Origin of the sequence: Aeromonas sp. S15(2024) (assembly GCF_041402265.1) — a bacterium.
Lineage (GTDB): Bacteria > Pseudomonadota > Gammaproteobacteria > Enterobacterales > Aeromonadaceae > Aeromonas > Aeromonas dhakensis.
In genome coordinates this window covers 226381-251896 of record NZ_JBGLQY010000007.1, presented here as the reverse complement: position 1 = coordinate 251896, position 25516 = coordinate 226381, and the positions used below count along the sequence as shown (strand labels likewise).

At 62.0% G+C, this 25516-nt stretch carries 17 protein-coding genes and 2 pseudogenes; all 19 read right to left on the bottom strand.

From position 1 onward, the window contains the following. Positions 1 to 243, bottom strand: a 243-nt coding sequence (locus tag ACB033_RS15915; protein ID WP_371140613.1) for a contractile injection system protein, VgrG/Pvc8 family, incomplete at its 3' end; no start/stop codon positions are given. 10 nt (positions 244 to 253) lie between these two features. Beyond that, a complete protein-coding gene (locus tag ACB033_RS15910) occupies positions 254 to 541 on the bottom strand; it encodes a type VI secretion system PAAR protein (RefSeq protein WP_017411057.1) in 288 nt (95 codons plus the stop codon). A gap of 257 nt (positions 542 to 798) precedes the next feature. After that, a complete protein-coding gene (locus ACB033_RS15905; RefSeq protein ID WP_139433028.1) occupies positions 799 to 2229 on the bottom strand; it encodes a VasL domain-containing protein in 1431 nt (476 codons plus the stop codon). 46 nt (positions 2230 to 2275) lie between these two features. Next, a complete protein-coding gene (gene tssM / locus ACB033_RS15900; RefSeq protein WP_371140612.1) occupies positions 2276 to 5761 on the bottom strand; it encodes a type VI secretion system membrane subunit TssM in 3486 nt (1161 codons plus the stop codon). A gap of 41 nt (positions 5762 to 5802) precedes the next feature. After that, positions 5803 to 7248, bottom strand: coding sequence for a type VI secretion system protein TssA (gene tssA, locus ACB033_RS15895; protein ID WP_252604545.1), 1446 nt, complete (start codon positions 7246 to 7248; stop codon positions 5803 to 5805). Positions 7249 to 7256: 8 nt separating this feature from the next. After that, entirely contained in the window at positions 7257 to 7862 is a 606-nt protein-coding gene (gene vasI / locus ACB033_RS15890) for a type VI secretion system-associated protein VasI (protein ID WP_054545059.1), read from the bottom strand. Next, positions 7862 to 9400: a sigma-54-dependent transcriptional regulator VasH gene (gene vasH / locus ACB033_RS15885; protein WP_371140611.1), complete on the bottom strand. Its 1539-nt coding sequence runs from the start codon at positions 9398 to 9400 to the stop codon at positions 7862 to 7864. Before vasH ends, vasI begins: the two co-directional genes overlap by 1 nt. 2 nt (positions 9401 to 9402) lie before the next feature. Beyond that, entirely contained in the window at positions 9403 to 12045 is a 2643-nt protein-coding gene (tssH, locus tag ACB033_RS15880; RefSeq protein WP_139433038.1) for a type VI secretion system ATPase TssH, read from the bottom strand. Between the two features lie 20 nt (positions 12046 to 12065). Further along, positions 12066 to 12845 carry a type IVB secretion system protein IcmH/DotU gene (gene icmH / locus ACB033_RS15875; RefSeq protein ID WP_017764291.1) on the bottom strand — a complete coding sequence of 260 codons (780 nt, stop codon included), beginning with the start codon at positions 12843 to 12845 and terminating at the stop codon, positions 12066 to 12068. Positions 12846 to 12867: 22 nt separating this feature from the next. Next, entirely contained in the window at positions 12868 to 14202 is a 1335-nt protein-coding gene (gene tssK / locus ACB033_RS15870) for a type VI secretion system baseplate subunit TssK (RefSeq protein ID WP_017764290.1), read from the bottom strand. Positions 14203 to 14204: 2 nt separating this feature from the next. Next, positions 14205 to 14720, bottom strand: a complete 516-nt coding sequence (gene tssJ / locus ACB033_RS15865; RefSeq protein WP_005299990.1) for a type VI secretion system lipoprotein TssJ — start codon at positions 14718 to 14720, stop codon at positions 14205 to 14207. Then, positions 14720 to 16000, bottom strand: coding sequence for a type VI secretion system-associated FHA domain protein TagH (tagH, locus tag ACB033_RS15860; protein ID WP_362815868.1), 1281 nt, complete (start codon positions 15998 to 16000; stop codon positions 14720 to 14722). The genes tssJ and tagH overlap by 1 nt, the downstream gene beginning before the upstream one ends. Positions 16001 to 16056: 56 nt before the next feature. Further along, a complete protein-coding gene (gene tssG / locus ACB033_RS15855) occupies positions 16057 to 17055 on the bottom strand; it encodes a type VI secretion system baseplate subunit TssG (RefSeq protein WP_371140610.1) in 999 nt (332 codons plus the stop codon). After that, positions 17019 to 18785 (bottom strand): type VI secretion system baseplate subunit TssF, encoded by a 1767-nt coding sequence (gene tssF / locus ACB033_RS15850; protein ID WP_371140609.1) that lies wholly within the window; start codon positions 18783 to 18785, stop codon positions 17019 to 17021. The genes tssG and tssF overlap by 37 nt, the downstream gene beginning before the upstream one ends. A 3-nt stretch (positions 18786 to 18788) precedes the next feature. Continuing rightward, positions 18789 to 19220, bottom strand: a complete 432-nt coding sequence (gene tssE, locus ACB033_RS15845) for a type VI secretion system baseplate subunit TssE (protein ID WP_005299981.1) — start codon at positions 19218 to 19220, stop codon at positions 18789 to 18791. 6 nt (positions 19221 to 19226) lie between these two features. Then, complete coding sequence (gene tssC, locus ACB033_RS15840; protein ID WP_005299978.1) at positions 19227 to 20705, bottom strand: type VI secretion system contractile sheath large subunit; 1479 nt, start codon at positions 20703 to 20705, stop codon at positions 19227 to 19229. A 38-nt stretch (positions 20706 to 20743) separates the two neighbouring features. Then, positions 20744 to 21247, bottom strand: a complete 504-nt coding sequence (tssB, locus tag ACB033_RS15835; protein ID WP_005299975.1) for a type VI secretion system contractile sheath small subunit — start codon at positions 21245 to 21247, stop codon at positions 20744 to 20746. Between the two features lie 693 nt (positions 21248 to 21940). Beyond that, positions 21941 to 23284: pseudogene (locus tag ACB033_RS15830) on the bottom strand (tetratricopeptide repeat protein). Positions 23285 to 23469: 185 nt separating this feature from the next. Beyond that, positions 23470 to 25380 (bottom strand): annotated as a pseudogene (gene tssI, locus ACB033_RS15825) (type VI secretion system tip protein TssI/VgrG); the annotation flags it as partial. Between the last annotated feature and the right edge of the window lie 136 nt (positions 25381 to 25516).

Here is a 25516-nt window from a genome sequence, read left to right as displayed (position 1 = left end):
CGCAAAGTCGCTCACCACCCCGCAGACCCGGCGCTGCAGCTCGCCGTTGTACCACACCAACAGCTCGCACGGCTGGTCCAGCACGGCGCCAAAGTCGATGTCGGGCTGGGCGCTTGCCAGCTCCAGGCGCAGGTTGAACGGCCGGTTGAGCGCTTCATCCAGCGCAAACTCGGCCACCACGAAGGTGCTCTCGGGCAGGGCCCCCACCTTGACGGTAAATTGTAATCCTGTGCTGTCTGCCATAAAGCGCTCCTTAACCTGCCTGTCCGCTGCCCGAACCAATCACCACGCCGCCGCAGCCGACGGCGGTGCCTGTCACGGCGATGGGCTTGCCGTTGACCAGCACAGAGCCGACCCCGCCCGAGATGCTGCGCGGATGGGGTGGGTTGTTGGGTTTGTCGTGGGGGGCCAGCGGATCACCCTGGCGGGCCACCGGCTTGCCATCGAGGAACACATCGGGGCTGGCGGCAATCACGGGGGATGGGTGGAAACCATCGTGGTCGGTGCCGATGTCACCGAGCAATGCAATAGAAGGACACATCTGGATTCTCCGTGGGGCAACCATGGTGCAAGCGCAGCCTGGTGCAGAGACAGTTGAGACGGCGACCCAGCAGCCTCCATGCCATGGCAAAGTCGCCCACAATCACATTAAAAATCAGCCAATTACGATTCAATCTTGTTGAGTCTGACAAATCTGCTGCAATCCATTGCGCAAGACAGGGCAAGTTTTCCGGCAAACCTTGCCTTGCCAGTCAAATTCACCACATTTTGCGAAATTATTTGCTCATACCAGTATTTTCAGCTACCAGAAGCGCCCTGCTGCAGCTGATAGAGGCGGATGTTGAGCGCTTTCAGATCATTTTCCAGGCTCTTGAGCTCGGCTGCCGTGATGGGCTCCTGGGAGGCTTTTCTCGCCTCCAGTTCATCCAGGCGCAGACTGAACGGGATGTTTTGCATCAGGTTCTTCTGCACTTCGTAGAGCTGGGATTTGAGGTAGGAGATGGTCACCGTCTTGCGCTGGCGCTCCAGCTCCAGCAGCTGATCGAGCAGGGCATCCACCCCGGCGCGGGCATCCAGATAGGTGGGCACGCTGATGACATCCCCCTGCTGGCTGCCAAGCTGCGTCTGCCACTGCTTGTCCAGCGCCTTGACCGCCAGCGAGTCGGGATAGAGCATCAAGAGCGAGTTCCGCAGTCCCTCGCCGTAGCGATACCAGTAGAGCGGCGACGTCTGCTCGAGCCGGGTCAACTGGTTCTGGTAGCGGGCCACCAGATCGCTCTCCATGTTCTGCAGAGTCTGCTCCCCCAGCACGATGCGTGCCTGGCGAATGTCGTCATAGCTAAGGGCTCGGGGCAGCTCGGCGGCCGGCTGTACCAGGCGCTGGGCCGCCACGGTTTTCTCCTGCTGATGTTGCTGCCAGCCGAGCCACCCCATCACCGGCAGGGCGCAGCTGAGCAGGCCGCAGCCAAACCAGAACCAGGCGGGGCGCTGCCGGCGGTGCTGCTCAATCTTCAGCACGGTGGGCTTGACCTGCCCCTTCTCGCGCCCCACCAGAATGCTGCCCTGGGGCAGGTGCGGGGTCGATGCCGAAACCGTGCCGCCGTGATCACTTTCCATGTCGGACTTGAAGAACACCATCGGCGGGATCTGCAGATCCTCCTTGAGGCCCGGCTCGTCGGAGACGATGACGATCTCGGTCTCATCGAACAGGTGGGTATACCCCTCGATGAAGTGCACCAGATTCTCGACCCGGGGAATGCGGCTCAGATCCGCGTTGTGCAGCTTCTCGCTGATGAGCTGCAGCGCCCGCTCGCAGCGATAGATCAGCCGCTTGTCCTCGTGGCTGATCTGGTACTGGCGGATGACGTCGCTGATGCGGGCGATAAACCAGTCGAGCATCTCGATGCGGGCCCGCTCCTGATGGACCGGCGGCCAAAAACTCTCCCACTGGGTGACAATGAGGTTGGCGAGAAACTCGCACCCTTCGGTAAAACCGCTCAGCCCCTGCAGGCGCGAACGGGCCAGGGTGAAGTAGATGGCGGTCTGCAGATCCACCCCGTGTTTTTCGAAGATAAGGCTGGCCAGCTGATGGATCCGCTGCCAATCCACCTCGGGGCGCGAAGCGTGGCTGAGCTTGTTGATCTCGGCCCGCAGCGCCTCGTACTCCGGCAACATCCTGGGGTCGCGCCCCACTTTCAGGGCCTGCTGACCTTGTTGATTCTGTGACATATAAACTTCCAACGCAGGAAGGGGGCACAACGTGCCCCCGACGCGATCAATAGAGAGATTCGGGCAGTCTGAACTGGCTGAACAGGCCGCCGCTGAAGGGGTTTTGCGCGCTGTCGGTGTAGACGCGATAGGTCATGGCCCCCTGATCCACCGGGAAGCGCACATCGAAGGTGGCGTCATTGACCTGGGTCAGCTCCCCCTTGTCCATCAGGCGGAACATGGCCCAGGGGCCGACGAAGCCTTCACTGCGCGGTGAGCGCTCGCGGGCAGCCGGCACCAGGGTTATCTTGCTCTCGGCCCCGTCACGCATGGTGTTGGGCCACACCAGCGGGATCTTGGTACGGCGGCCATGGGCGTATTCCAGCAGCTGGCCATCCAGGTTCAGCACGCTACGCCGCTTGTTGGCGGTGAGCTCGATGGGCTCGAGGGCGAACTGTACCTCCAGGTTGCCCTGCTGGCTGAAGAAGATCTGACGGATGCGGGCAGCACGGTCCAGCTGCTTGACCAGCTCGGCCTGGATGGGCGAGCTGAACTCCCCTTCCATCAGGCCGCTCTCCACCATGGGTTTGAGGTTGACCTGATAGAAGCTGTCCAGCGTCCCGCCCGGCGCGAAGAAGCGCTCCATCTCGGAGAGGGGCACGTCCTTGTTCGAGCTCGGATCAAACGGATAACGGCCGGCCAGCTGGCTGTTGAAGGGGGCCAGCACCTTGTCCTGCCACTCCTGATTGAGGGAGGACATGGCAAGGTCGATCACCAGCCGCGAGCTCTGCTCGGAGAGCTGACCCACCCAGCGATCGAGCGGGGCCGGCAGGCTGCGGGCATATTGCTGCAGCGCGAACACCGGATCGGCGTACTTGTTGGTCATGCGCAGCTGCACCGCTTTCAAGGCGGACTGGCCCGGCTCGGTGGCATTGACGATGAGCTCCAGGTAGTGCTGCAGCTCCACCAGCTTCTGGTTAACCTCCTGAATGAGCGGTCCCTGCTCGCCACGTCCAGCCAATACTCCATTAGTGGCCATAAAGGGGCGACCGATACGGGCGCTGATGGCCTGGGCCGGGTCCCCTTCCACGTCGGAGATCTTGCGAATGCGGGTGTTGTCATCCAGCGAGGCCAGTACCCGCTGGAATGGCTGATCGTTGCCGGTAATGGCTGCGAGCACGTCCAGCGCCTGCTCCGGGCTCTCCAGGGTCTGCACGTCCAGATTGGTCAGCAGTTTTTGCCACTGGTTGACGTAATCGGTGACGTAACGGTCGTTGACCTGACGGGTGATCTCCTTGCGATCCGCCTCGCTCAGCTGGCTCAGCTTGCGCTGGCCCAGCACCCAGGCATCCATGGCGGTGAGATCGATGAGCGCCTTGTCTTGCTTGAGGAAGAAGTCGTTGAAACCGGGCCAGGTGAGCAGCCGCGGCACCTGGCCGGCGTTGTCGCTGCGCAGGGCAAACACGGTGTCGAAGGTGGGGCCCACCTCGTCACGCACATTGAGATCCGGCGGCAATACATCGCCCGCCTTCACCACCAGGTTCTGGTAGACCCGCTGATACATGGGCAGCTTGCCGAGCTCGCGCTGGGCACCGTAGACCGGCTCCTTGAAGGGCACGAAGGCGGTGATGGCGGCCTGATCCCGCTCTGCCCTGGCGCCATACCAGTTGGTGTGATCGAGGGCATAGTCCAGGTGCCCCATCAGTTGCTCCTGTACCGCCCCCTGCCCCGGGAAGGCCTTCTGCCAACGGCTCGCCATGTACTGCGCCACCAGCTCCTTGTTGCGACCGGACGCATCGTCCAGCATCCGCATCACCCGCAGGATGGCAAGCTTCTCCTCGCTCCCCGCAGGTGCCTGGTTGAGATCCTCCAGCAATCCCTGCATCTGGGCCGGCAGGAAGCGCAGGCTCAGCAGTTGCAGGTAGGAACCCTCCACATAAGGACCAATTTCGTCCCCCTGGTAGAGGCCGAGGTCGGCCACCAGCGGCATCCGCTCGCGGTAGTTGCCAAAGGAGAGGGTCGCCTCGCGAATAAGGTTGAGGCGCGGCAGCTGGCTCACGCCGAAGGCGTGGGCGTCGGCCACCTCGTTGGTCTCCATGAAGGCCTGCGCCTTGGTCAATACGTTGCGACCCGCCTCCTCGTTGACCCGGTAGAAGTAGTGCCAGCCACCGATGAGAGCGGCCGAGAAGAGCGACAGGCAGCTGAGGCCGATGGCCATGCGGCGCCGGCGATAGAGGGTGTGCAGCCGGTTTTCGCCCGCCAGATGGGCCTCCGGGAAGATGATGGAGGAGAACAGCTGGCGCACGAAATAGGTGTTGGACTCCCCGCGCAGGGCCGAGTGGATGGGCTCTGGCAGGTTGTAGCGGCGAGAGGCCGCCTGGGCAAACGCATCGAACGGCACCCCCTGCTGATAGACGGAGCTGACATAGACCCCGCGCACCAGCAGCGGCTTGCTCTCCTCGATGGCCAGAGTCTCGGCCAGCAGGCTGGTCACGTAATCCTTGAGACCCGCCAGCTGACGCACGAACGAGAACAGCGCATTGCGCTGGGCGGCATCGAGCCGGCTCAGCATCAGTTCGGGCAGATTCTGGTTGAGGTTGTCCACCCACTGATCCCAGAACAGGGCCAGATCCTGCTGCCAGTCTGCGCCCGGCTTGAAGGTCACCCCCAGCACGGCCTCGCGGGCCTCCTTGTCGAGCTGCTGGTAGATCACGTCAAAGCCGCGCAGCAGATCGAGCTTGGTGAAGGTGACATAGAGCGGCAACCGGGTATTCATGGTGGCCGACACCTCCTGCAGGCGCGAGCGCATCAGCTGGGCATAGGCCTTGCGTTCGGCCACGCTGGCGTGGGAGAGCCAGGCCAGATCAACGGTCAGCACCAGGCCGTTGAGGGGCTGGCGACGACGGTGTTCATTGAGCCAGCCAAGCAGGTGCAGCCAGAGCCGCTCATGTTTGCGCGCCTGCGGATCCAGTTCGGCTTCGCTCTGGGAGAGCAGTACCCCGGCGGGATCCAGCATCACCGCCTGTTCCCCCAGCCAGCAATCCACCAGCTGATCCTGTGCCACGTCGCGCAGTTCGGTGTCGAGTCTCGGGTTGAGCTTGTTGGCCGGGTTGGCGCGGTGAATGAGGCTGCTCTTGCCGCTGCCGGGCAGCCCCAGCACCAGATACCAGGGCATGGCGTAGAGCGCCCCCTTACCCAGATGGGTATTCAACGCCTGCAGCCAGCGATCGAGGAACAGCGCCTGCCTGTCGATGAGCCCCTTGACCGGATCCTGCTCCAGCACCTGTTCGTGCTGACGCTCGGCCTTGAGCTGCTGCATCTTGCGCCACACCCGCCAGGAGACTACCCCCAGCAGCAGCCAGAGCCAGAGCAGGGTGAACACCACCCGCCCCCACAGCGGCTCGAACGGCTTGGCGCCGCGCAGCTCGAGACGAGGCCCCAGCCACCACACCAGGATGAGAGCCAGCACCCAGAGCACAGCACCGAGCAGGGGCCAGGAGGGTTTCAATTTCGGCAGCTGTTGCCGCAGAAAAGTAAAAATGGTTTTGAACATAAAATGTGATCCAACTCCGACTCAATGACTCATTTCGGCATTCATTTCGACAACGGCGCCGCCAGGCTCTCCAGGCGGTTGACCAGCCCGGGCTCCCAGTGCGACAACCCGAGGCGACTGGCCTCTTGCCACAAGTGTTGATAGTGCTGGCGCGCAAGCGCCTCCATGCCTTCCTGCGCCAACAGCTCCGCCTGCACAAGCAAGGCGTGGAAGCGATCTCTTGGCTCTTTCAACTGCGCAATCCGCTCATCGAGCAGGGCGAGCGCCGCCGCGACCCCCTGCTCGCCATGTCGCTGGGCCACCTCCTCGGCCAGCCCCGCCTCGCCACTGCCGGCACTGCCGCCCTTGGCCGGTTGCAGCCAGCGGCTGCACTCGGGGGAGAGAAACGGCGAGCCGTCGCTGAAGGCGAGCTCCCGCAGGGCCGGCAGGCGCTGCAGAAAAGCGCCGAGCTCCTCGGCGATCGCCTGGGCCACCGCTCCGAAACCGAGTTTCTGGGCCACCTCGGCCGAAAGCCTATGCCCCTCGAACCAGTAAGGCGCCAGGGTCAGGCTCTGCTCGATGCGCTGCCAGAGCCCCTGATCAGGGGCGTTCATGGCGGCGCGGTACTCGTCCACCATGTCCGCCGACATGGGCGCCAGCGGGGTTTTATTGCCCGCCCCGCTCATGGGAACCGCCGTGATCCCGGCCCAGACGGCATGACGGCGCAGCCGATAGCCCACAGCCGCCTCCGGCTGGCGCTCGATCAGGAGCTCCGCCACCTTGAGCTGAGTCTGGCGCCAGGCGCGATCGTTGGAGCTGTCGACATCGATGCCGGCACTGCCGCCACCGCCACTGAGCACCATGGCACCGGCGCCGCTGGCACTCGGCCCAGCCGATGCCGGGTTGCTCGCTGCCGCCGCGCCGCTGCTCTGGGGCTGCCCAGCAGCATCAGCCTGCGCCTGTGCCACCTGCTGGCGCTGGGCCCGTTTCAACCCCATCACCAACGGGTCGAGCAGCTCTCCCTTGTCGGGACACTGCGCCAGCCAGACCTGCTCCAGCTGCTCGGCCTGGGCCAACAACTGGGCCAGCTCGGCTGCCGAGGCGCTCTCGCAAATGCGCGGCAGTGCCCCTTCGAAGCGCTTGACGATTTGCACCATCAGCCGCTGTTTCTGGCTGGCATTGCCGGGCCAGGCCAACAGCCAGTAGGCCTGGATCCAGGCCTCCAGCAGGCTGATCGCCGCCCCCAGCGGGGTTGCCTTGGCCGGGTGCTGCAGGCAGCGCAGCAGCTGGGCCAGCACCCGCATGTCCTTGGTGCGGCTCTCCAGCAAGCCGAGGCAGGCCTCGGCCACCGCATTGAGATCGACCTGGCTGTGAGCGAGGGAGCCCAGCTTGACCAGCTCGGTCTCCACATAGTCCCAGCGCGGCTCATCGGCCAGCACTGCGCCTCTGATCTGTTCATCCGGCAGGCTGGTGAGCAGGCGTGCACACCAGGGGTGTTGATAGCTCATCGCCCCTCCTACCAGCGGCACTGCTGACGCAGCGGTGCCAGCGCCTCTTTCAGGCCGCTCAAGTCAACCCGCAAGAGGGCACCGTTGTCGGCCCGCACCTGCAGCTCGCGATGGCCCAGCCAGCGCTTGAGCTCTTCGATGGCGGGCAGACCGCGGCCATATTCCAGCAACAGACCCTGATCCCGAATAAACCAGCTCTGGGAGCCGGCACTCGGCTGACCATCCAGCTCGACCTGCACCTTCTCGCCGCTCCAGGGCTGATCCAGCCGCAGCCGGATATGGGTGATGCTGTCGACGCAGCCGATGGAGAGCGTCGCGCCACGCAGCGCCGGACGGGTCAGTGTTTCACTGCCGCGCGCCTCATCGCTTTGCAGGAGGAAGGGGGCGCTCGCTGGCGTGCGAGCCTGCTCCTGGGCCCAGATGGCCTGCCAGGCCGCCGATTTGGGGGAATCCCCTTCGGTGGCACTGGCCGCGCCATTGCCGATGGCGTCGTAGCAAGCGAGTCGCACCAGCGGCGAGGGCTCCTGCCGGCAGGCCTGCCAGCGCGCCATGTCCAGCGGGATTTCGGCCGCACTGGTGGCCAACAGCAGAGGCAATAGGGCGATGACGCTCATCAGTTAACCTCCAGTTTCTGGCACTTGTGATCCAGGGTGCGCTTGGGAATGTTGAGACTCTCGGCCACCAACATCCGGTTGCCGTGGAAGTGGCGCAGCCGCGCCTCGATGACGGAGGCCTCGTACTGCTGCATGGCCCGGCGCAGATCGCGGATGTGGTTGTAATCGTCCATGTAGCCGGGCAACTCGACGCAGACCCGTTCGCGCAGCTCGGGCGGCAGCGCCTCCAACCCCACCTCCTCCCCGGCGCGGGTATGGGCACAGGCCACCTCCAGCAGGTTGCGCAGCTCGCGCACGTTGCCGGGGAAGTCATAGGTCTGCAGATGTTTCAAGAACTTGCGCTGCAAGCCGGCGAGCATCTTGCCATCCTGGGCGGCAAACTGGGCCATGAAGTGCTGGCACAAGAGCGGCACATCCTCGATATGCTCGCGCAGGGGGGCGATCAGCAGCAGGCACTGGCAGAGGCGGTGGTAGAGGTCGGCCCGAAACCGCCCCTCCTCCACATGGCGGGTGAGCGGCTGATGGGTCGCGGCGATGAGGCGAAAATCGGAGTGATACTCCTGCTCGGCCCCGAGCGGCCGGTAACTGCGGGTTTCCAGCACCCGCAGCAGCTTGGCCTGCATGGCGGCGGGCATGTCACCCACCTCGTCCAGAAACAGGGTGCCGCCGTTGGCCTGGGCCACCAGCCCGGTCTTGTTGGCAAGGGCGCCGGAGAAGGCCCCCTTCTGGTAACCGAACAGCTCGCTCTCGATGAGGTTCTCCGGGATGGCGGCGCAGTTGATGGCGACAAAAGGCTTGTTGGCGCGATCGGAGCACTGGTGCACCAGCCGTGCCACCACCTCCTTGCCGCTGCCGGTCTCCCCCTGGATCAGCACGGTCAGTTTGTGCTGGCCAGCCTGATTGATCTGCTCGCGCAGCCCGCGGATCACCGCCGACTGGCCGACCAGCTGATCGCCGAGCAGCTTCTCGTGCTGACGCAGTCGCTCCCCCTCTCCCTTCATCTGACGCAGGGAGTCACGCAGTACCCCCTGATCCCGCCGACTGCGACCGAGATCGCGAATGAGGGTGAGCTGGTTGCAAAAGACCTGGGAGAGCTGGGCCAGCTCGTGGCCGTCGGCCCAGGCCCGCAGCACCTCCCCCTCATCCATCAGGGCCAGCACGGCAAACGGCTTGCCGTTGCCATCCAGCAGCGGATAGGCGTGCAACCCGCACTGCTGGCCAAGGTTGGCCAGCAGTGCGCGAAAACCGGCGTGCTCGATGCGGGCACCGCCGTAGAGAGAGTCCCAGGTGCGGGACTGGGCCTTGTGCAGCACATAGGCAAGGGGATGGGAAAAATCGTCCACCGCCAGCCCCAGCGTCACTTCCTTCCCCCTGACCCAGCCTTTGCATTCGAGCTGACGACCGCTCACATCCAGCATGCCGAGCAGCAGCCCCTTGGGCTGGAAGCTGGCATGGAGGGTCGAGCTCCACCAGTGGCACAGATGCGGCTCATCGCGCTGGGCGGTGAGGGCCAGGGCAAATGCGAGGGCTTGCTCCATACTCAAGCCCCCACCTCGGCCACGAACTGGTGATCGGCCACGGAAAAGTGGACGCGCTTGATCGGTTCACCGGCCGAGAGGCGCTGCAGCAGTTGCAGGGAGACCGGCGGCAGCAGGGCCCCATCGATGACGGATTCCAGCATGCGGGCGCCATTCTCGCTGCGATTGGCCCGCAGCAGGATCTCCTCGGCCACCTCGTCGTCCAGCACCACCTCGGCACCGAAACGCTCCTTGAGCAGCTTGACCAGCCGGTTGAGCTTGCCGCCGACGATCTGCACCAGGGTATCGTGACCGAGCGGCAGGTAGGGGATCACCTCCATCCGTGCCAGCAGCGCCGGCTTGAAGAAGGCGGCGAGCTCCGGATAGAGGGCATCCAGCAGCACGTCAGGCTGCTCGGCGTGATCGACTATGGTCTGGAAAGCGAGGTTGGAGGTGAGGAAGAAGACCACGTTCTTGCAGTCGATGATGCGCCCTTCCCCATCCGCCAGCTCGCCCTTGTCAAACGCCTGATAGAAGAGGTTGAGCACGTCCGGGTGAGCCTTCTCCACCTCGTCCAGCAGCACCACGGAATAGGGCTTCTGCCGAATGGCCTCGGTCAGCACGCCCCCCTCGCCAAAGCCGACATAGCCGGGCGGCGAACCGATGAGACGGGAGACGGTGTGCTTCTCCTGATACTCGGACATGTTGATGGTGGTCAGATACTGGCGACCACCGAACATCAGCTCGGCAATCTGCAGCACGGTTTCGGTCTTGCCAACTCCGCTCGGCCCCACCAGCAGGAAGGCACCGAGCGGGCGGCCGGGACGGCGCAGATCGGCGCGGGCGGTGAGCAGATGCTTGTGCAGGTGGGCCACCGCCACATCCTGCCCCTTGATGAGCTCGCCGAGGTACTCCGGCAATCGGGTAACCACATCGAGTTCCCCTTGCGAGATGCGATTGAGGGGCACCCCGGTCCACTCGGCGATGACGGCGGCAATCTGGGTCTTGTCGACGTGGGCGGAGACCAGCACTTCTCCTTGCTGCAACTCGGCCAGCTCGCGCTCGAGGGTGGCCAGCTGCTCGGCAGCGGCTTGCGGATCGAGGGGCGCGTCGGCGAGATCCAGCGCCTCTCTGGCCAGCATCTCATCCTGCTGATCGGCCAGCAGGGCGGCACGCAGCTCGACAATCTGGTGCACCAGCCCCTGCTGCTGCTGCCAGCGGGCCTCCTGTTCGGCCAGTTCTTCGCGGCAAGCCTGCTGGGCAGCCTGCAGTTCGGCCAGGCGCTCTGCGTTGTCACCGAGGCCGATCAGGCTCTGGCGCTCCAGCTGGCGGATCTCCAGCTCGCGCTGGCGCAGCGCGTTTTGCAGGTGGCTGACCGCGCGCGGCGGCGTGGTGAGGTTGATGGCCACCCGGGCACAGGCGGTGTCGAGCACGTCAATAGCCTTGTCCGGCAGCTGACGGCCGGAGATGTAGCGGGCGGAGAGCTGGGCGGCGGCCTGCAGCGCCTCCTCGTCGATCAGCACCCCATGGGCCTTCTCGTAGATGCTGCGCAGGCCGCGCAGGATCACGGTGGCCTCGTCGGCATCGGGCTCACCGACTTTCACCAGCTGGAAGCGGCGCGACAGGGCCGCGTCTTTTTCCACGTATTTCTTGTACTCGCCCCAGGTGGTGGCGGCGATGGTGCGCAGCTCGCCCCGGGCCAGCGCCGGCTTGATGAGGTTGGAGACATCCAGCCCGCCAGCCTGGTTGCCGGCCCCGATCAGGGTGTGCGCCTCGTCGATGAAGAGGATGACTGGTTGCACGGCGTCCTTGACCTCCTGCATCACCCCCTTGAAGCGTTTCTCGAACTCCCCCTTGACCGAGGCGCCGGCCTGCATGGCACCGAGATCCAGCGTCATCAGCTCGACCCCGCGCAGCTTCTCCGGCACCTGGCCCGCCACCATGCGCAGGGCCAGCCCCTCGATGAGGGCGCTCTTGCCGACCCCCGCCTCCCCCACCACGATGGGGTTGTTCTTGCGACGACGGGAGAGGATGTCGATCATCAGGTCGATTTCGTGATCCCGGCAGAGCACGGGATCCAGGCTGCCTTGGCGGGCCTGTTCGGTCACATTGACGGTAAAGCGGGCCAGCAGGCTGGCATCGGCCGGCAGCGCGGCCTGGGCCGTCTTGCCGCCGGGGGTAGTGGTCACTTGCGTCTCGGCGGACTCCTTGACCCACTCGTCAAACTGCTGGCGCAGCAGCTCGCGATTGACCTTGGCGAGCAGGCGGGTCACCGAGCCCGGCAGATAGCGCTGCGGGGTCATCAACAGCACCAGCAGCATGACACCACTGCGCAGCTGGGCGTGTTGCAGCTCGGCGGAGGCGAGCAGCCAGCTGTCTTGCAGCCACTCCACCAGCATGGGCGAGAAGGAGGGGTAACCCTGGCCATAACCATTGTCAGCCGGCGAGGGTTGCAGCAGGGCCTTCAGCTCTTCAACGTCGACCTCGGCCACCTTCAGGATCTGGCGTACGTCGCTCAGCGGGGTTTCCAGCATCTTGAGCAGCAGGTGCTCGATGCGGATCTCGGCCCCCTGGTGATTGACACAGAGGGCCGCGGCCTCCTCCAGCATGTGACGGCAGATGGGGTTGAGTCTTTCCACCAGTACCGGTAGCTCTATACGAATCAAGGCGTGCTCTCCTTAGTATTTTATTTTAATAATTCGCCCAGTTGACGCAGAACGTCCTGGGTCTGGTTATTGAGTTGGTGGTGATAGAGGCCGAAGATCAGCGCCAGGATCAACGCCCCGCCCATGAACAGGCTGCGCAGGGAAACCTGCTTGCGCAGCTGATAGCGGGAGGCCTGCTGGCCCAGATCGAGGTGAAACACGCTGGGCGCCTCGCCACCGGCCTCGGGGGCCAACTGCTTGTGCAGCTGGCGCACGATGCGTTCGAACTCTTCCCGCCCCTGGCTCATCACCTTGTAGCGCCCCTCGAAACCGAGGCAGAGGCACAGGTAGATGAACTCCAGGATGTCGCGGTAGCGCACCGGGTCTTCCTGCAGACGGGCCAGCAGCACGAACACCTTCTCGCCGCCCCAGGTCTCGTTGTGGAAGCGGGCCAGCAGGGAGTGCTGGGACCATTCGCTCTGGCTGCCCCAGTCGCGCCCCATCACAGCCTCGTCGATGAAGGTGCAGAGGATGTAGCGAAACGACAGCACCACCCCGTTCTCGTACCCCTGGGCCATCAGCTCCTGTTCGATGGCCTGGATCTCGGTCACCACCCGCTGGTAGAGCTCGGGCACCTGGTCATAGCGCGACAGCAGGCGCACCCGCTGCACCAGCCCCAGCAAGGGGGTCACCGCGTCGATCATCGGGTTGATGCTCTGGCCGCGCAGGCGGAACCAGTAGTCCGAATCCATGTCCAGCTGCTCGGCGTGATCGAACAGCAGGTCGCTGAGTTGCTCGTTCTTGATAATGTCCGTGGTCATCTCTGCTTATTCCTTGGTGCGATCACTGGCTGCGAATGGCCCAGAGCTGCATGTCGAGCTCGGGGAAGTCGCCGGCGATGTGGAAGGCAAGGGTGTTGCTGACCGCCAGCATCTGCCAGGCCGGGCTCTGCCGGTCGAGCTGGAAGTAGCTGTAACCGGCGTGATAGGGCAGCTGGCGCGGCGCCACCGGCAGTGGCAGCAGCGGGATGCCGGGCAGTTGCAGGCTGATGAGCTCGCGGATCTTGTCGCTGGAGGCCACCTTGGTCTGCTGCAGCAGCTGCTTGCGCAGCTGCTCCTGCGGCATGCGGGCGCGCACCGCCAGCACGAAGTCGGCGCTTTTCATCAGCTCGCTCTCGTTCACCATGGCCACCATGATGCCGTACTGGTGCTTGCGCAGCTGGATGGAGACGGCGCGCGGCGACAGCACGGTACTGAGCGCTTGGCGCAGGGCCAGCATCACCGGTTCGAAGCTCACCTGCTGATCGTCGTGACGATAGGCCGGGAACTCCGGCGGCAGGCGGGACTCATCGGTGAAAGTCATCAGCTCGCCACAGAGCTGCACCAGCGACTCGTGCAGCCGCTCCGGGTGCAGGGTGCCCAAGCGCGCCAGATGGGAGAGCTGGGGCTGGGCCCGGTTCAGGAGCTGCAACATCATGAACTCGGCCACGTCGGCCACCCCTTGCTGACCGGGCGCCGCGATGCGCTGAGAGAGGCTGCGGGCCCGCTCGGCCACGAGGCCGGCCGACTCGCCGAGGAAGCGCTTGAGGGTCGGGATGGCGGAGACGCTGATGCTGCAGGGCATGAAGTTGGGATCCAGCACCAGACCGCCGTCCGGACGCTTGTCCAGAATGCGGGCAATGGCCAAGGAGGCGTAGGCGCTGCGATCTTCGCGCTCCAGCATCAGCCGCAGGCTGACCCGACCCACTTCGAGGGAGACCACGTCTCCCCCTTCGCTGTGCAGATCGCGCACATCGTGGCGATGGGCCTGCAGGCGGGTAGCGACCTGGCCGCCCTGCCCGACCTCGTTGACGCCGCTTACCGAGAGCGGCAGCGCCAGATAAACCTTCTGGTTGGCCACCGAGGCGTCGGTGATCTCCAGCGGGGTCGGCAGCATGTCGTCGTTGGGGATGTTGAACACGGTCCCGTCCGGCAGGATACCGGTGGCCCCGACCAGGGCGATGCGACCAAAGCCCAGGTAATCCTCGTTGATGGCGAGCGACTGCAAGCCGTAGAAATAGTCGGACAGCGCGCTCAGGCGAGCGTGCAGCGCGTAATCCGAATGCCTTTGTTGTTGCTGGAAGTGCTGGGGCTTGATGAAGAGCCCCTCACGCCAGATAACCCGATTTCGACTCGACATGGTTATTCTTCTTCTTTTTGCAGTTCCACTTCATCCAGGCGCAGGTGCACCAGGATTTGATAAGCCGCGCCCTTGCTCTTGATCTTGATGACCTTGCGCCACTCGGCGCTGTCCGGGTCGGCGTAGCGTGCGATCACGCCGATGTAACGGGTCTTCTCGTCGAGCTTGACGGGGGGCAGGTATTTGAACTGGCCCGGCAGCAGGGTGTAGTCCTGATGGTCGAGGTAGTTCTTGCCAAGGGCCTTCTCGACATCTGCCGTCACCTGGTCGTAGTCGGTGGCGAGCAGCTTGGAATCCTCGGCCAACAGCACCACCTGAAACTCGATGGGCGCCGCCTCCCCGCTCTCGTTGGGGTTGACGTCAGGCTCCGCCAGCAGGCTCAGCCCCAGGGTGGAGGGTTGACTGTCATTGCTGCCCACCTGGATATCCGGGTTCATGGCGACGTCGGCCATCTTGCCCATGGTGGTACAGCCAGCCAGGGCCAGCAGCGCGGCGCCCAGCATCAGCGCACGTATCATCAAATCAGTCCCTGTTGCTGACGCACGGCCTGGTCATAGGCCTGGGCATACACCTGGTGGAACAGCTTGTCGAACCCCTGCTGGCGGGCGGAGGTGAGCTCGCGGTAGTAGTGCTGGTACATGTTCCAGGCCCAGCCTTCATCGGCCATGCCCGACGCGCCACTGCGGCGGTATTGTTCGAACCGGCCGATCAGCGCCTCGGGCGAGAAGGCTTGCAGAATGCTGTCCAGCGCCGCACCGATGGCCTGCTGGTTTGCCACGTGGTGGATGCGCACATTGTGCAGGCTCTCGGCCACCGCCGCCGGCGCACTCAGGTGGACCGGGCTCTTCTGCTCGGCAAACAGCACCGCCAGGGTCTCGTCATAGTCAAGGCCCAGGCGCAGCGGATTGTCCTCGATGGGGCGCAGGTGCTTGTCCGCCAGCGCCGCCTGTTCGGTTTGCAACTGCAGCAACCCCTCCACCATGGCCCGCACCGTCTTGCCCATCTCTTCGAGCATGTCGTGGGCCTGCTGGGTGTCCTGCAGTTGCAAGGGCTGACCCAGGCCGCGCATCAGCGGGGTCAGGGCCACGTGATCGACGCCGTCCAGCGACAGCTGATAATCGGGGTGGTTCTCGATGCTGGGCATATCCAGAAATTCTTGGTTCATGGTGTTCTCGACAGCAGAAAAGGGGGCAAGGGGGGAAACGTCCACATCCGGCTGTGAACGCGGTGAAGCCTGCAGGCGACTATCCGCCAGCGGGCCATCCGTCGGCACGCCAGCTGTTGGCAAGCCATCCATCAACGAATTGGGGGTCCGGCGCTCCTGTTGCAGTGCCAGCAGGGGATCGGCCGCCAGGGTGCGCGGATCATCGGCCCGGGCTGCTGGCTCATCACCGGTCAGCCACTCGTCGAGCTGCTCGGTGGCACGATTGCCCAGCACCTGCTGCAGGCTCTGCTCTGGGGTAATGGCCCCCAGGTAGGCACGCAGCCGGAACGGGCCGACGATGAGCTCGTCCCCCTGCTCCAGATGCACTTTGCGGGCCCGCCCGATGGGTGAGGTGGCGCCATTGATATAGGTCTGGCCGCTCAGATCGCACAGGCAGAAGCGCCCGTCGTTGAGCTCGATGCGGGCGTGGGCGGGCAGCACGGCCCCCAACCTGTCCCGCAGCTGCCAGTCATCCTGCTCGGAGGCGCCCAGGGTCCCCCCCATCTCGTCGAAGCGGTACTGCACCTGCTGGCTGCCGTCGAGCTGTTCGCTGTTGAGCACCACCAGGGAAAGTTGCTGGTTAAAATCGTCCACGGTTACTCCTGCACTGATCTCTGTACTTAAATGTTCTGCGCAGCTTATTTCTGCGCTTATTCCTGCACACAAATGGTCACGAACGGATCGCTCGGCGGCTGGCCGAGAAAGGTACTCCACCCCAGACGGGCACTCTGCTCTTCACCGAGTCTCAGTCCCCTCGCCTGCTCCTGGCCGAAACCCAGCCGCAGATCCCAGGCCAGCTGATCGCGCAGGATGAAGGAGACGAAGGTCACCAGGGCGTGGAAGTGCTCCCCGTTCGGCAGAAACCCGAGAAACTGGCCAAAACTCAGGTTGTTTATCTTCAACAAGAACTTGCCGGCACAGTCGTTCACCTTGTCGCCGATGACAAAGTCATCCCCCAAGATGGCGCAGGCACCGCCGAGGCGGTTTTGCTGATCCTGATGAATAGGCACCTTGCGGCACTGCCAGGCGCTCACCTCCACGTCCGCCAGATCGAAACAGTGAGCCACCAGACCTGCCACCACCTCGGGGGAGCGGCTGGGGCTCGCCAGCATGCCCGCATAGGAGAGCATCTTGGCCCGGTTGACCGGCAGGCTCTGGCAGACCGCCTCGTTGCCAAGCCCTACCAGGGCGAACATCAGGCGGGAGAAACCATCCTCGCCGTTGTCCTGAAACCGGACGTGGTAGCGATACTTGCGCCAGATCCGGTGCAGCAGGGTCAGCAGACGGTGATGGAAGAAATCCAGGAACAGGCCGAGCTTCTGCTCCCCCTGGGCGTACTCCCATGCCAGCGAATCGAGGTAATAGCCAGGCATCGGTGACTGGCTGCCGTGCAGACCGAGAAAGGCCACCTCCAGCTCGTGGCGGCCCTGCCCGTCCCGGCCAATCTGCAACACGTCGCTGGTAGGGAACCCCAGGGAGGCGGTCGCCTTGAAGCGGATGTTCTCGTCACCGGGCAGGTAGTCGAGCCCTCGCTCCTGATCAGCACCATCCAGCCGGTTGAGCAGCTCAACCAGCTGGAAGAAGTTGAAGCGGGGTGCGTCCTTGCCGGACGTCACATCAGGGAGTGCTGACCGATCTGGACTGGCCACTGATAGCGCTCCTTGTTGTCGAGATTGACCACCTCAAGCAGGTGGAAGGCGTTGACGCTGGCGTACAGCGAGAAGAAGTGGGCCAGCACGGTGCTGAACAGATAGAGCTCCCCTTCGCTGCCAAAGGCGGACTGGCGGATGGAGAGCACCGACTTGAGCCCCCGCACCGGCATGCCGCGCACCAGCCGGTCCACCGGCTTGGTCTCGATCTCCTCGATCCCCGCCAGCCGCTTGCGCGAGGCCTGCTCTGCCTGCTTGTCGTGCAGCGCCGGAAAATCGTAGGTGCGCAGCACCTGCACTAGGGCATCGCGGCGCAACAAGGAGACATAGTTGAGGGAGAGGTTGGAGATCAGCGTCCAGTGCAGACTGCCGTCCAGCGCCGGGCGCAACGGCCGGGTCGGTCGGATCAGGTTGCGGAAGGTGGCAAACGAGGGCGAACTGCCGGTCGGTACGCAGACGCTGCCCACCTTGAGGCGGGCGGCGCGGGAGCGGTTGGTGCAGGTGAGCGTCACCGAGATGGATTCATCCAGTTCGACCGTGGTGGTTTCATCCCCGCGCACGAACGAGAGGTTGTGCTCGAAACCATCCCCGCTCACCGCCTCTTTGACCCGTACCCGGTAGTAGAGCGCCAGCCGCTGCTTGGCCCGCTCAATCTGGTGCTGGAAGCTCTCGAACGGCTGATAGATGCGCGGCGTGCCGCGGGAGCGGCCGAGGTTCCCCTCGACCCAGCCTTCCACCTGATCCACCGAGAAGATCTCGAAGCTGTCGGCGTGGCGATAGCTCGCCTTGAGGGGGTACTCCGCCTGGCGGCCATTCAGATTGACCGGCTCGCTGTCGTGCTGGAACAGGTTGATGGCCGGCACGCAGTTGAGCATGAAGGAGTCGGGACGGATCTTGAGCTCTGCCGGCAGCGGCCGGTCGAAGCAGAAGTGCACCTTGAATTCGCTCACCGGCAGCGGCTGTTTGGGCCAGTCGCCACCGGCGAGTTCGAAGAAGAGGAAGCTTTCCGGGAAGCAGAAATACTCCTGCAGGATCCGGTAGCCGGAATAGACGTTGTTCGGATAGGGCAAGAGCGCATCACCGCGCTCGAAGCCGACCGGTTTGAGGGCCTTAGCCTCCTGACGAAAGCGCTTGCCGTCGATCTCAAGCTCGATATGGGATAGCTGGTTGGAGAGCCAGAAGTAGAGCTCATAGGCGGTGTAGCTGTCGCCACCGAGGAAGAAGCGCAGCTTGTCCAGCTGCAGCTCGCTGAGCGGCAGAGGGGCATGCAGGGCGATATCGAGCGAGATGGTGGAGAGATCGTTGCCACTCTGGGCGGCAATATGACGGATATCGGCCGGATAGACCCAGGTATCGTGACAGGTCTGGAAATGGCAGGTCACCTCGTCCATGGGCAGGCTGTCGAGCTGGCAGCCTTGCCTGACCAGCGCCGGCTGGGCGATGGCCCCAGGAATGACCGAAAACTGCATGATGGTCATGCTGGGCACGGGACGCAGGTAGTTGGGCCAGAGCATGTTGAGCAGACCGTGGGTCAGCTCGGGAAACTCATCCTCAATCTTGGCGCGCAGGTTGCCCGTGAGGAAGGCGAATCCCTCCAGCAGGCGCTCCACGTCCGGATCGGTGTTCTGCTCCGACAGAAAGCGGGTGAGTTCGGGATAGGCGTCGGCAAATTCACGCCCTTGCAGGCGCAAAAATGCCAGTTCATCCCTGAAGTAATGTTCCAGCGACATTGATCAGACCATGCGGTAGTGACGGTGACTGTCCATATGGACGTTGAACGAGGTAACTTGCTCGATATGCTCCAGCCGCACGTGGGCCGTCACCTGAAACGACATCTCAAGCGGGCTCGCCTGATAGTCCGGTGAACGAACATCCACATGGATGATCCGCGGTTCATAACGGCGGATGCATTGCCGGATCGCTTCCCGGATCCGTCCTTTGATATCCGCACTACCCTGAGTGGCGTCATTGAGATCAATGACCCCCAGATCGGGTGCACTACGGCAATTGCCGGGACGGGTGTTGAGGATCTGGTCGAGCTGCCGTTTGACAGAGTCGACCAGTTCATCAACTTCCGAACGAGGGGAGGAGCCAAGCCCCTCCCCCCGGATGCGATCAAACAGGCTGGCCGCATTTCCTCTATCCCAGGAAGAGAGATGCGGCATCGGGCCTTATTCCTTGTCCAGTCGACCTACCAGAGAGAGCTCGAAGCTCGCCCCCATGTACTTGAAGTGCGGGCGCACGGCCATGGCAACCTGGTACCAGCCCGGCTCCCCTTCCACATCCAGCACCTTGATCTGGGCAGCGCGCAGCGGACGGCGGCTACGTACGTCTGCCGGCGGGTTCTCCTGATCGGCAACGTACTGCTTGATCCAGCCATTCAGCTCGCGTTCCAGATCCTGACGCTCCTTCCAGGAGCCGATCTGCTCGCGCTGCAGCACTTTGATGTAGTGCGCCAGGCGGTTGATGATGAACATGTAGGGCAGCTGGGTTCCCAGCTTGTAGTTGGTTTCCGCTTCTTTCCCTTCCTTGGTGTTCGGGAACACCTTGGGTTTTTGCACCGAGTTGGCGGAGAAGAAGGCGGCGTTGTCGCTGTCTTTACGCATGGTCAGGGTGATGAAGCCCTCTTCCGACAGCTCGTATTCACGACGATCGGTGATGAGCACCTCGGTCGGGATCTTCGCCTGCAGCTGGCCCATGGCTTCATAGACGTGTACCGGCAGATCGTGGATGGCACCACCACTCTGCGGGCCTATGATGTTCGGGCACCAGCGATATTTGGCGAAACTGTCGGTCAGGGAGGTGCCCATCAGATAGGCGGTGTTGCCCCACAGATAGTGGTCGTGATCCGAGCTGATATCTTCCTGATAGTTGAAGCCCTTGATGGGGTTCTCGGTCGGGTCGTAGGGCAGACGCGCCAGGAAGCGCGGTGCGGTCAGCCCCAGATAACGGGCATCTTCCGATTCACGCAGGGAACGCCACTTGGTGTAGGCCGGGCCTTCGAAAACCGATTTCAGATCCTTGATGGAAGGCAGATCGGTAAAGCTGTCGACACCGAAGAAAGCTGGTGCGACGGAAGAGATGAACGGCGCATGGGCCATGGCACCCACCGCGCTGACATACTGCATCAGCTTGATGTCGGGGGAGCTGTGGGTAAAAGCGTAGTCACCGATCACGGCGCCGACGGGCTGACCACCGAACTGACCGTAGCCAGTCGAGTAGACATGCTTGTAGAGACCGGACTGGGTGATTTCGGGTGAGAACTCAAAATCTTCCAGCAGCTCTTCCTTGGTGGCATGCAGCACCTGGATTTTGATGTTCTCGCGAAAATCGGTGCGATCCACCAAAAGCTTGAGGGAGCGCCAGGAGGACTCCATCTCCTGCAGCTCCTTGGCATGCAGGATGACGTCCATCTGCTTGCTCAGCTTCTTGTCGAGCTCGACAATCATGCTGTCGACCAGCGCCTTGTTAACCGGCTCACTGGTAGTACCGCTGTCCAGGATGTTGGCGATCAGGGCTGCAACCCCCTGCTTGGCAACGCTGTAACCCTCGTCCACCGGGGTGATACGAGCCTGCGCCATGATTTCGTCCAGCAAGGACGAGGAGGCTGCACTCGCCCCCGCTTGAACCTGTTCTTCGACCAAAGACATGTTTGTTCCTTTCTCGTTCAGTCAATCCAACCCGGCGATCACTCGGCAGGCTTAATCAAATCCAGCTCCTTGAGCAGCTGCTCACGAGCATCATCACTGGACAGCAGATCCTGCAAACGATTGCGGAAGGCAGGGATATTACCCAGCGGTCCCTTCAGGGCAACCAAGGCCTCGCGCAGTTCCAACAGCTTGCGCAGCTCGGGCACTTGCTGTGCCACGCTGTCAGGGGTGAAGTCTTCCAGAGACTGGATCTTGATCGAAACCGGCAGCTCATCCTGGCTATTCTCTTCCAGACGATTGGGAACGGAAAACTTCAGTTCCAGCGCGGATTCTTTCATGACAGACGAGAAGTTATTCTTGTCGATGGAGACGGTCTGACGCTCCTCGATCGGAGTGTCTTCGGTACGACCCTTCATATTGCCGACCACCATCATGGTCAACGGAAGCTCTATTTCCGCCTGCTGACCACCGGTTGCCGGTACATATTTGATGTTGATACGTTCTTTGGGCGCAACAGTGCCGCCGTCAATTCCTTTTCCCATGCTCTAAATACCAAGTTAAAGGTCAACAAAGACCCTAAAGCTTATAGCCAATGCACATACCAACAACTGTCAAAAATGACAGTTGACTGAACTCACTGACGGATTAAGTGAGTAGTTCATCAGCTGACGATGCGTCTCCGATATACAAAAGCAAAAGCTCTAATAATCAAAAACGCAGTATGCATCTTGTTATCTATACAATCCGATTTTGCCTCTACTCTTTGTTAGAGGTCATATTGGCCTTAGAGCCATTTGCGCAACATGTTATATGTCAGCATATTTAAAAGTCAATAAGCCATTTCTCTCTGCAAGGCAGAGGATAGAATAAATGCAAATAAAAAAACAAATAAAATCAGCATGTTAATATAATGCCATCACATGTTTCCCACATGTACTCATTACGATGTACAATAAAGATTCCCACCCCAAACGACCTGCTTTAATAGCCAGTTTCATCGTCAGAAAATCCCCTAAAATGGCAAAATAGAGGTGAATGACAGAAACTCTCTTCCACCTCCTATAGGACACCAGTACATCTTGCTCACATCATCCAGCACATTCATTTAACAAATTTAGCATGTGGACCATGAATGCAAGAAAATCGGGATGGCTCGCTGACAACTACATTTATAAAAACCGTTATTAGGATGAATGACTACAGGCTGACTAACCAACCAATATGCTGTTTATCAATCACCCAGTTTTTTTACCCTTGGCAAGACGTTCAAACCAGTGTTGCGCCAGTTTTTGACCGGCGCTCTTCTCCTTTTAGGTCATCTTTTTTTCCAGTTCATTTCGTGCCTGGGTTGCCTCCTTGTTACCATCGGTTGCCGCCAATAAATACCATGCACAAGCATACAATCTGTTGCGTGGAGCCCCCAGCCCTTGATCCCGCATCATGCCCATGCGATATTGCGCCTCTCGATGACCTACGCTGGCCGCAAGCCGGTACTGCTTCAGGGCCTGACCATAATCCTCCTTACCCCCCTGACCAAGACGCAGCATCTCGCCATAAGCGTATTGAGCATCCAGCTCACCCCATTTGCTGGCCAACGCGAACCCCTCGCGGGCAAGTTCCAGCTCTCCCCGCTCCTGCTGCAAAGTGGCAAACTCGACCTGTGCCTTACTGATCCCCTCTTTCGCCGCCAGCGACAACCAGAGCTCCCGTGATGATGCATCGCTTTGCTGCAGGCTAAGCTGGTACTCCGCTTCATGGGAGCCGTTACCTGCAGCCAGCTCCAGCCAGTAGCGCCCAAGCACCGGATCGGCTGCAGTCTGCTCACCCGCCAGATAGGCCATGCCAAGCCAGAGCTGAGCAGGTGCAGAACCTGCATTGGTGGCACGTTGATAGGCCTCGAGTGCTTGTCTGGAGCTTGCCTCGGTTGCAAGAACATAGAGAGCATCAGGGTGCTGCTGGGCTGCCGCCCTCTCGAACCAGCGCATGGCAATATCGGGAGGTTTGACCACTCCCTTTCCTTTCTGATAACACCGCGCGAGCTGATACTGGGCATCCCGGTTACCTTGCTCGGTCGACTTTTCCAACCACTCGATGGCATCCTGATAGGCACCAGTCTGGCTGGCATACCATTCCCCTAGGATCAGCTGTGCACCAGCGTGATCCTACCTGGCCGCCCGTTCAAATCAGTCGAGACAGTCACTTGCCAACTTGCCCTGATGCTCGCTGCGACAGAAAAGTCCCAACTGATAACTGGCCTCACGATTACCCAGCCGGGATGCCCGTTGCCACCACTGTTCTGCCAACTGCGGGCTTTTCGGCTCACCCAATCCCAACTGATACCAGTGACCAACCTGCAGAGCGGCAGCTCCGCGGACTTTGTTATCAGCAGCCAGAGGACCACTCTGGCTTGCCGCCTGCTGCATCCAATGCATGGCGTGCGGATAGTCGGACTGTGCCGCCATCCGTTTGGCGAGCTCATACTGCGCCTTACCATTACCCTGTTTCGCCTCTTGAGCAAGCTCTACATCACTCACAGACGAGCTTGTAGTGGCACAACCGGCGAGCAGAGCGACAGCCAGCACGCACCATAAATTTTTTTATTCATTTTGCTTTTTTGCATAAGTAAAAATAACGAACGAAAGGCGCCTGACAATGACGATATGAAATCATAACCACCCGGAACACCTGTAAATCTGAAAAAGGATGCAGAGTAGCATCAGCAGCACTTCTAGCGAAGTTCCGGCACAACTGCTTTGGGTAACAGAGGCGATTGGGTCGAACACCCGGAGCCAGATCCGGCCGCACCGCCCGAGTTCATCTTGATGGTGGGCCCCACGAGGGTCACACCACCGCCATCGACCTTGATAAAGCAGCCGCCGACCTTGACGGTAATTTCAGAACCTGCTTCCAGCACCACCTTGGCACCGGCTTGGACATGCACTTCCTGCCCGGCCTGTGTCAGCCAGCTGTCACCCAGTTTTTGGTGCATGGAGGTGTCAACGCCGAGTGAATAGTCCCCCTTGATGTGATCCCGTTCTTCGCCGTTCACAGTGAGGTGATCATTGGCCTTGATGCGGGTCACCCGCTCATTGTCTATGTCCCGATGCTCGTCGTGTTTGATGTGCCAGGCCGCATCGTTCTCGATAAGCACGTTCAGGTCTTTTTGACCGTGGATGTAGATCTCTTCCTGCCCCGCCTGGTCTTCAAAGCGCAGCTCGTTGAAGCCCTCCCCCTGATGGGTTTCGGTGCGCAGCACGGTGCGGGTCTTGTTGGCCGGCAACTCGTACGGCGGCCGGTTGGTGGCGTGGTAGGTGCGACCGGTCACGATGGGCTGGTCCGGGTCCCCTTCCAGGAAACTCACGATAACCTCGTGGCCGATGCGCGGGATGGCCATCATGCCATATTGGCCACCGGCCCAACCCTGGGATACTCGCACCCAGCAGGAGCTCTGGTCGTTGGAACTACCATATCTGTCCCACGGGAATTGCAGTTTCACCCGGCCGTGTTCGTCGCAGTAAATCTCCTCCCCCTCAGGCCCCACCACCATGGCAATTTGCGGGCCATCCACCATCGGCTTGTGAGGAGCCTCCGGGCTGCCAATGCGCGCCCACCAGGTGGTGCTCGCCTTCACCACCCCGAACTCGTTGTGATAGACGGTGGGGCCGCTGCCCCCCTCCTCTTCCAGCGCCTGTGGCTGCAAGCCGGTGTGCTGGATGCGCACGATTTGCCAGTCGGTATTGAGGCTGCCGTTGGGGTGTTCAGTGAGCGAGAAGGTCTGCCCTGGCTTCAAGGCGGCGCAGTTGGACTTGCCGCTGCCCGCCACCGCATCATTGCGCAGTGCATCGAGGCGGTGCTGGGCAAAGGCCTTGCCGCTCGGGTCCGCTTTGTAGCGGCCTGGGTAGTCGAAGTGCTGGTAGGTATCGCGCTGGTGCTCAAGCTCCGCCCCCACTTTCTTGTGGGAGAGGCCATAGGCCGGGGTCTTGAAGCTGTAGTCTTTGAGCTCCACATCCGAGGGGCGCACCGCCTCGCGGTAGTGGAACTGGCGCACATAGGGGCCCTGCTCAAGGGAGCGGTTGCCGAGGTTGAAGAAAAGCTCGGGGCCGGCGGTCAGCGCGGCTGCATCGTCGGCAAACACGATTCGGTGCTTGCCCGCTTCAAACTCGTGGAAGTAGAACATCCCCTCTTCGGTGGCGAGGCGGTTCACGAAATCGAGGTCGGACTCGCGATACTGGACGCAGTATTCCCGCTTGGCGTGCTCGTTCTTGAGGGCAAAGGCGTAGTCGGTGATGCCATGCTCTTGCAAAAGAATACTGAGGATTTCATCGGGCTTTTGCGCCTGAAAGATGCGGGAGTTTTGGCGAAGTGACAGCCGCCACAGCGCCGGCTGCACCATGAGCTGATAGCGGGTACGGCGAAAGCCGCTGTCACCTTGCGCGAAGTCACTCACCACCCCGCACACCCGGCGCTGCCGCTCGCCGTTGTACCACACCAAGAGCTCGCACGGCTGGTCCAGCACGGCGCCAAAGTCGATGTCGGGCTGGGCGCTTGCCAGCTCCAGGCGCAGGTTGAACGGCCGGTTGAGCGCTTCATCCAGCGCAAACTCGGCCACCACGAAGGTGCTCTCGGGCAGGGCCCCCACCTTGACGGTAAATTGTAATCCTGTGCTGTCTGCCATCGTTGCTCGCCCCTGAGATATCGTGCAGCCCCATCAGGCGGGGCACTTCAAGCCGTGTGAGAGATCCGCCTTCGCCCCGGTTTTTCTGACACCATGGCTACCGCACGCCCTTGACGGCGTGCGGCAAGACGTAAAC

Coding starts and splice junctions, on each gene's coding strand:
- tssC (WP_005299978.1), bottom strand. CDS start 20,705: ATGTCTTTGGTCGAAGAACAGGTTCAAGCGGGGGCGAGTGCAGCCTCC.
- tssF (WP_371140609.1), bottom strand. CDS start 18,785: ATGTCGCTGGAACATTACTTCAGGGATGAACTGGCATTTTTGCGCCTG.
- vasH (WP_371140611.1), bottom strand. CDS start 9,400: ATGGAGCAAGCCCTCGCATTTGCCCTGGCCCTCACCGCCCAGCGCGAT.
- tssE (WP_005299981.1), bottom strand. CDS start 19,220: ATGCCGCATCTCTCTTCCTGGGATAGAGGAAATGCGGCCAGCCTGTTT.
- tssJ (WP_005299990.1), bottom strand. CDS start 14,720: ATGATACGTGCGCTGATGCTGGGCGCCGCGCTGCTGGCCCTGGCTGGC.
- tssM (WP_371140612.1), bottom strand. CDS start 5,761: ATGTTCAAAACCATTTTTACTTTTCTGCGGCAACAGCTGCCGAAATTG.
- tssK (WP_017764290.1), bottom strand. CDS start 14,202: ATGTCGAGTCGAAATCGGGTTATCTGGCGTGAGGGGCTCTTCATCAAG.
- tssB (WP_005299975.1), bottom strand. CDS start 21,247: ATGGGAAAAGGAATTGACGGCGGCACTGTTGCGCCCAAAGAACGTATC.
- ACB033_RS15910 (WP_017411057.1), bottom strand. CDS start 541: ATGTGTCCTTCTATTGCATTGCTCGGTGACATCGGCACCGACCACGAT.
- ACB033_RS15905 (WP_139433028.1), bottom strand. CDS start 2,229: ATGTCACAGAATCAACAAGGTCAGCAGGCCCTGAAAGTGGGGCGCGAC.
- vasI (WP_054545059.1), bottom strand. CDS start 7,862: ATGAGCGTCATCGCCCTATTGCCTCTGCTGTTGGCCACCAGTGCGGCC.
- icmH (WP_017764291.1), bottom strand. CDS start 12,845: ATGACCACGGACATTATCAAGAACGAGCAACTCAGCGACCTGCTGTTC.
- tssA (WP_252604545.1), bottom strand. CDS start 7,248: ATGAGCTATCAACACCCCTGGTGTGCACGCCTGCTCACCAGCCTGCCG.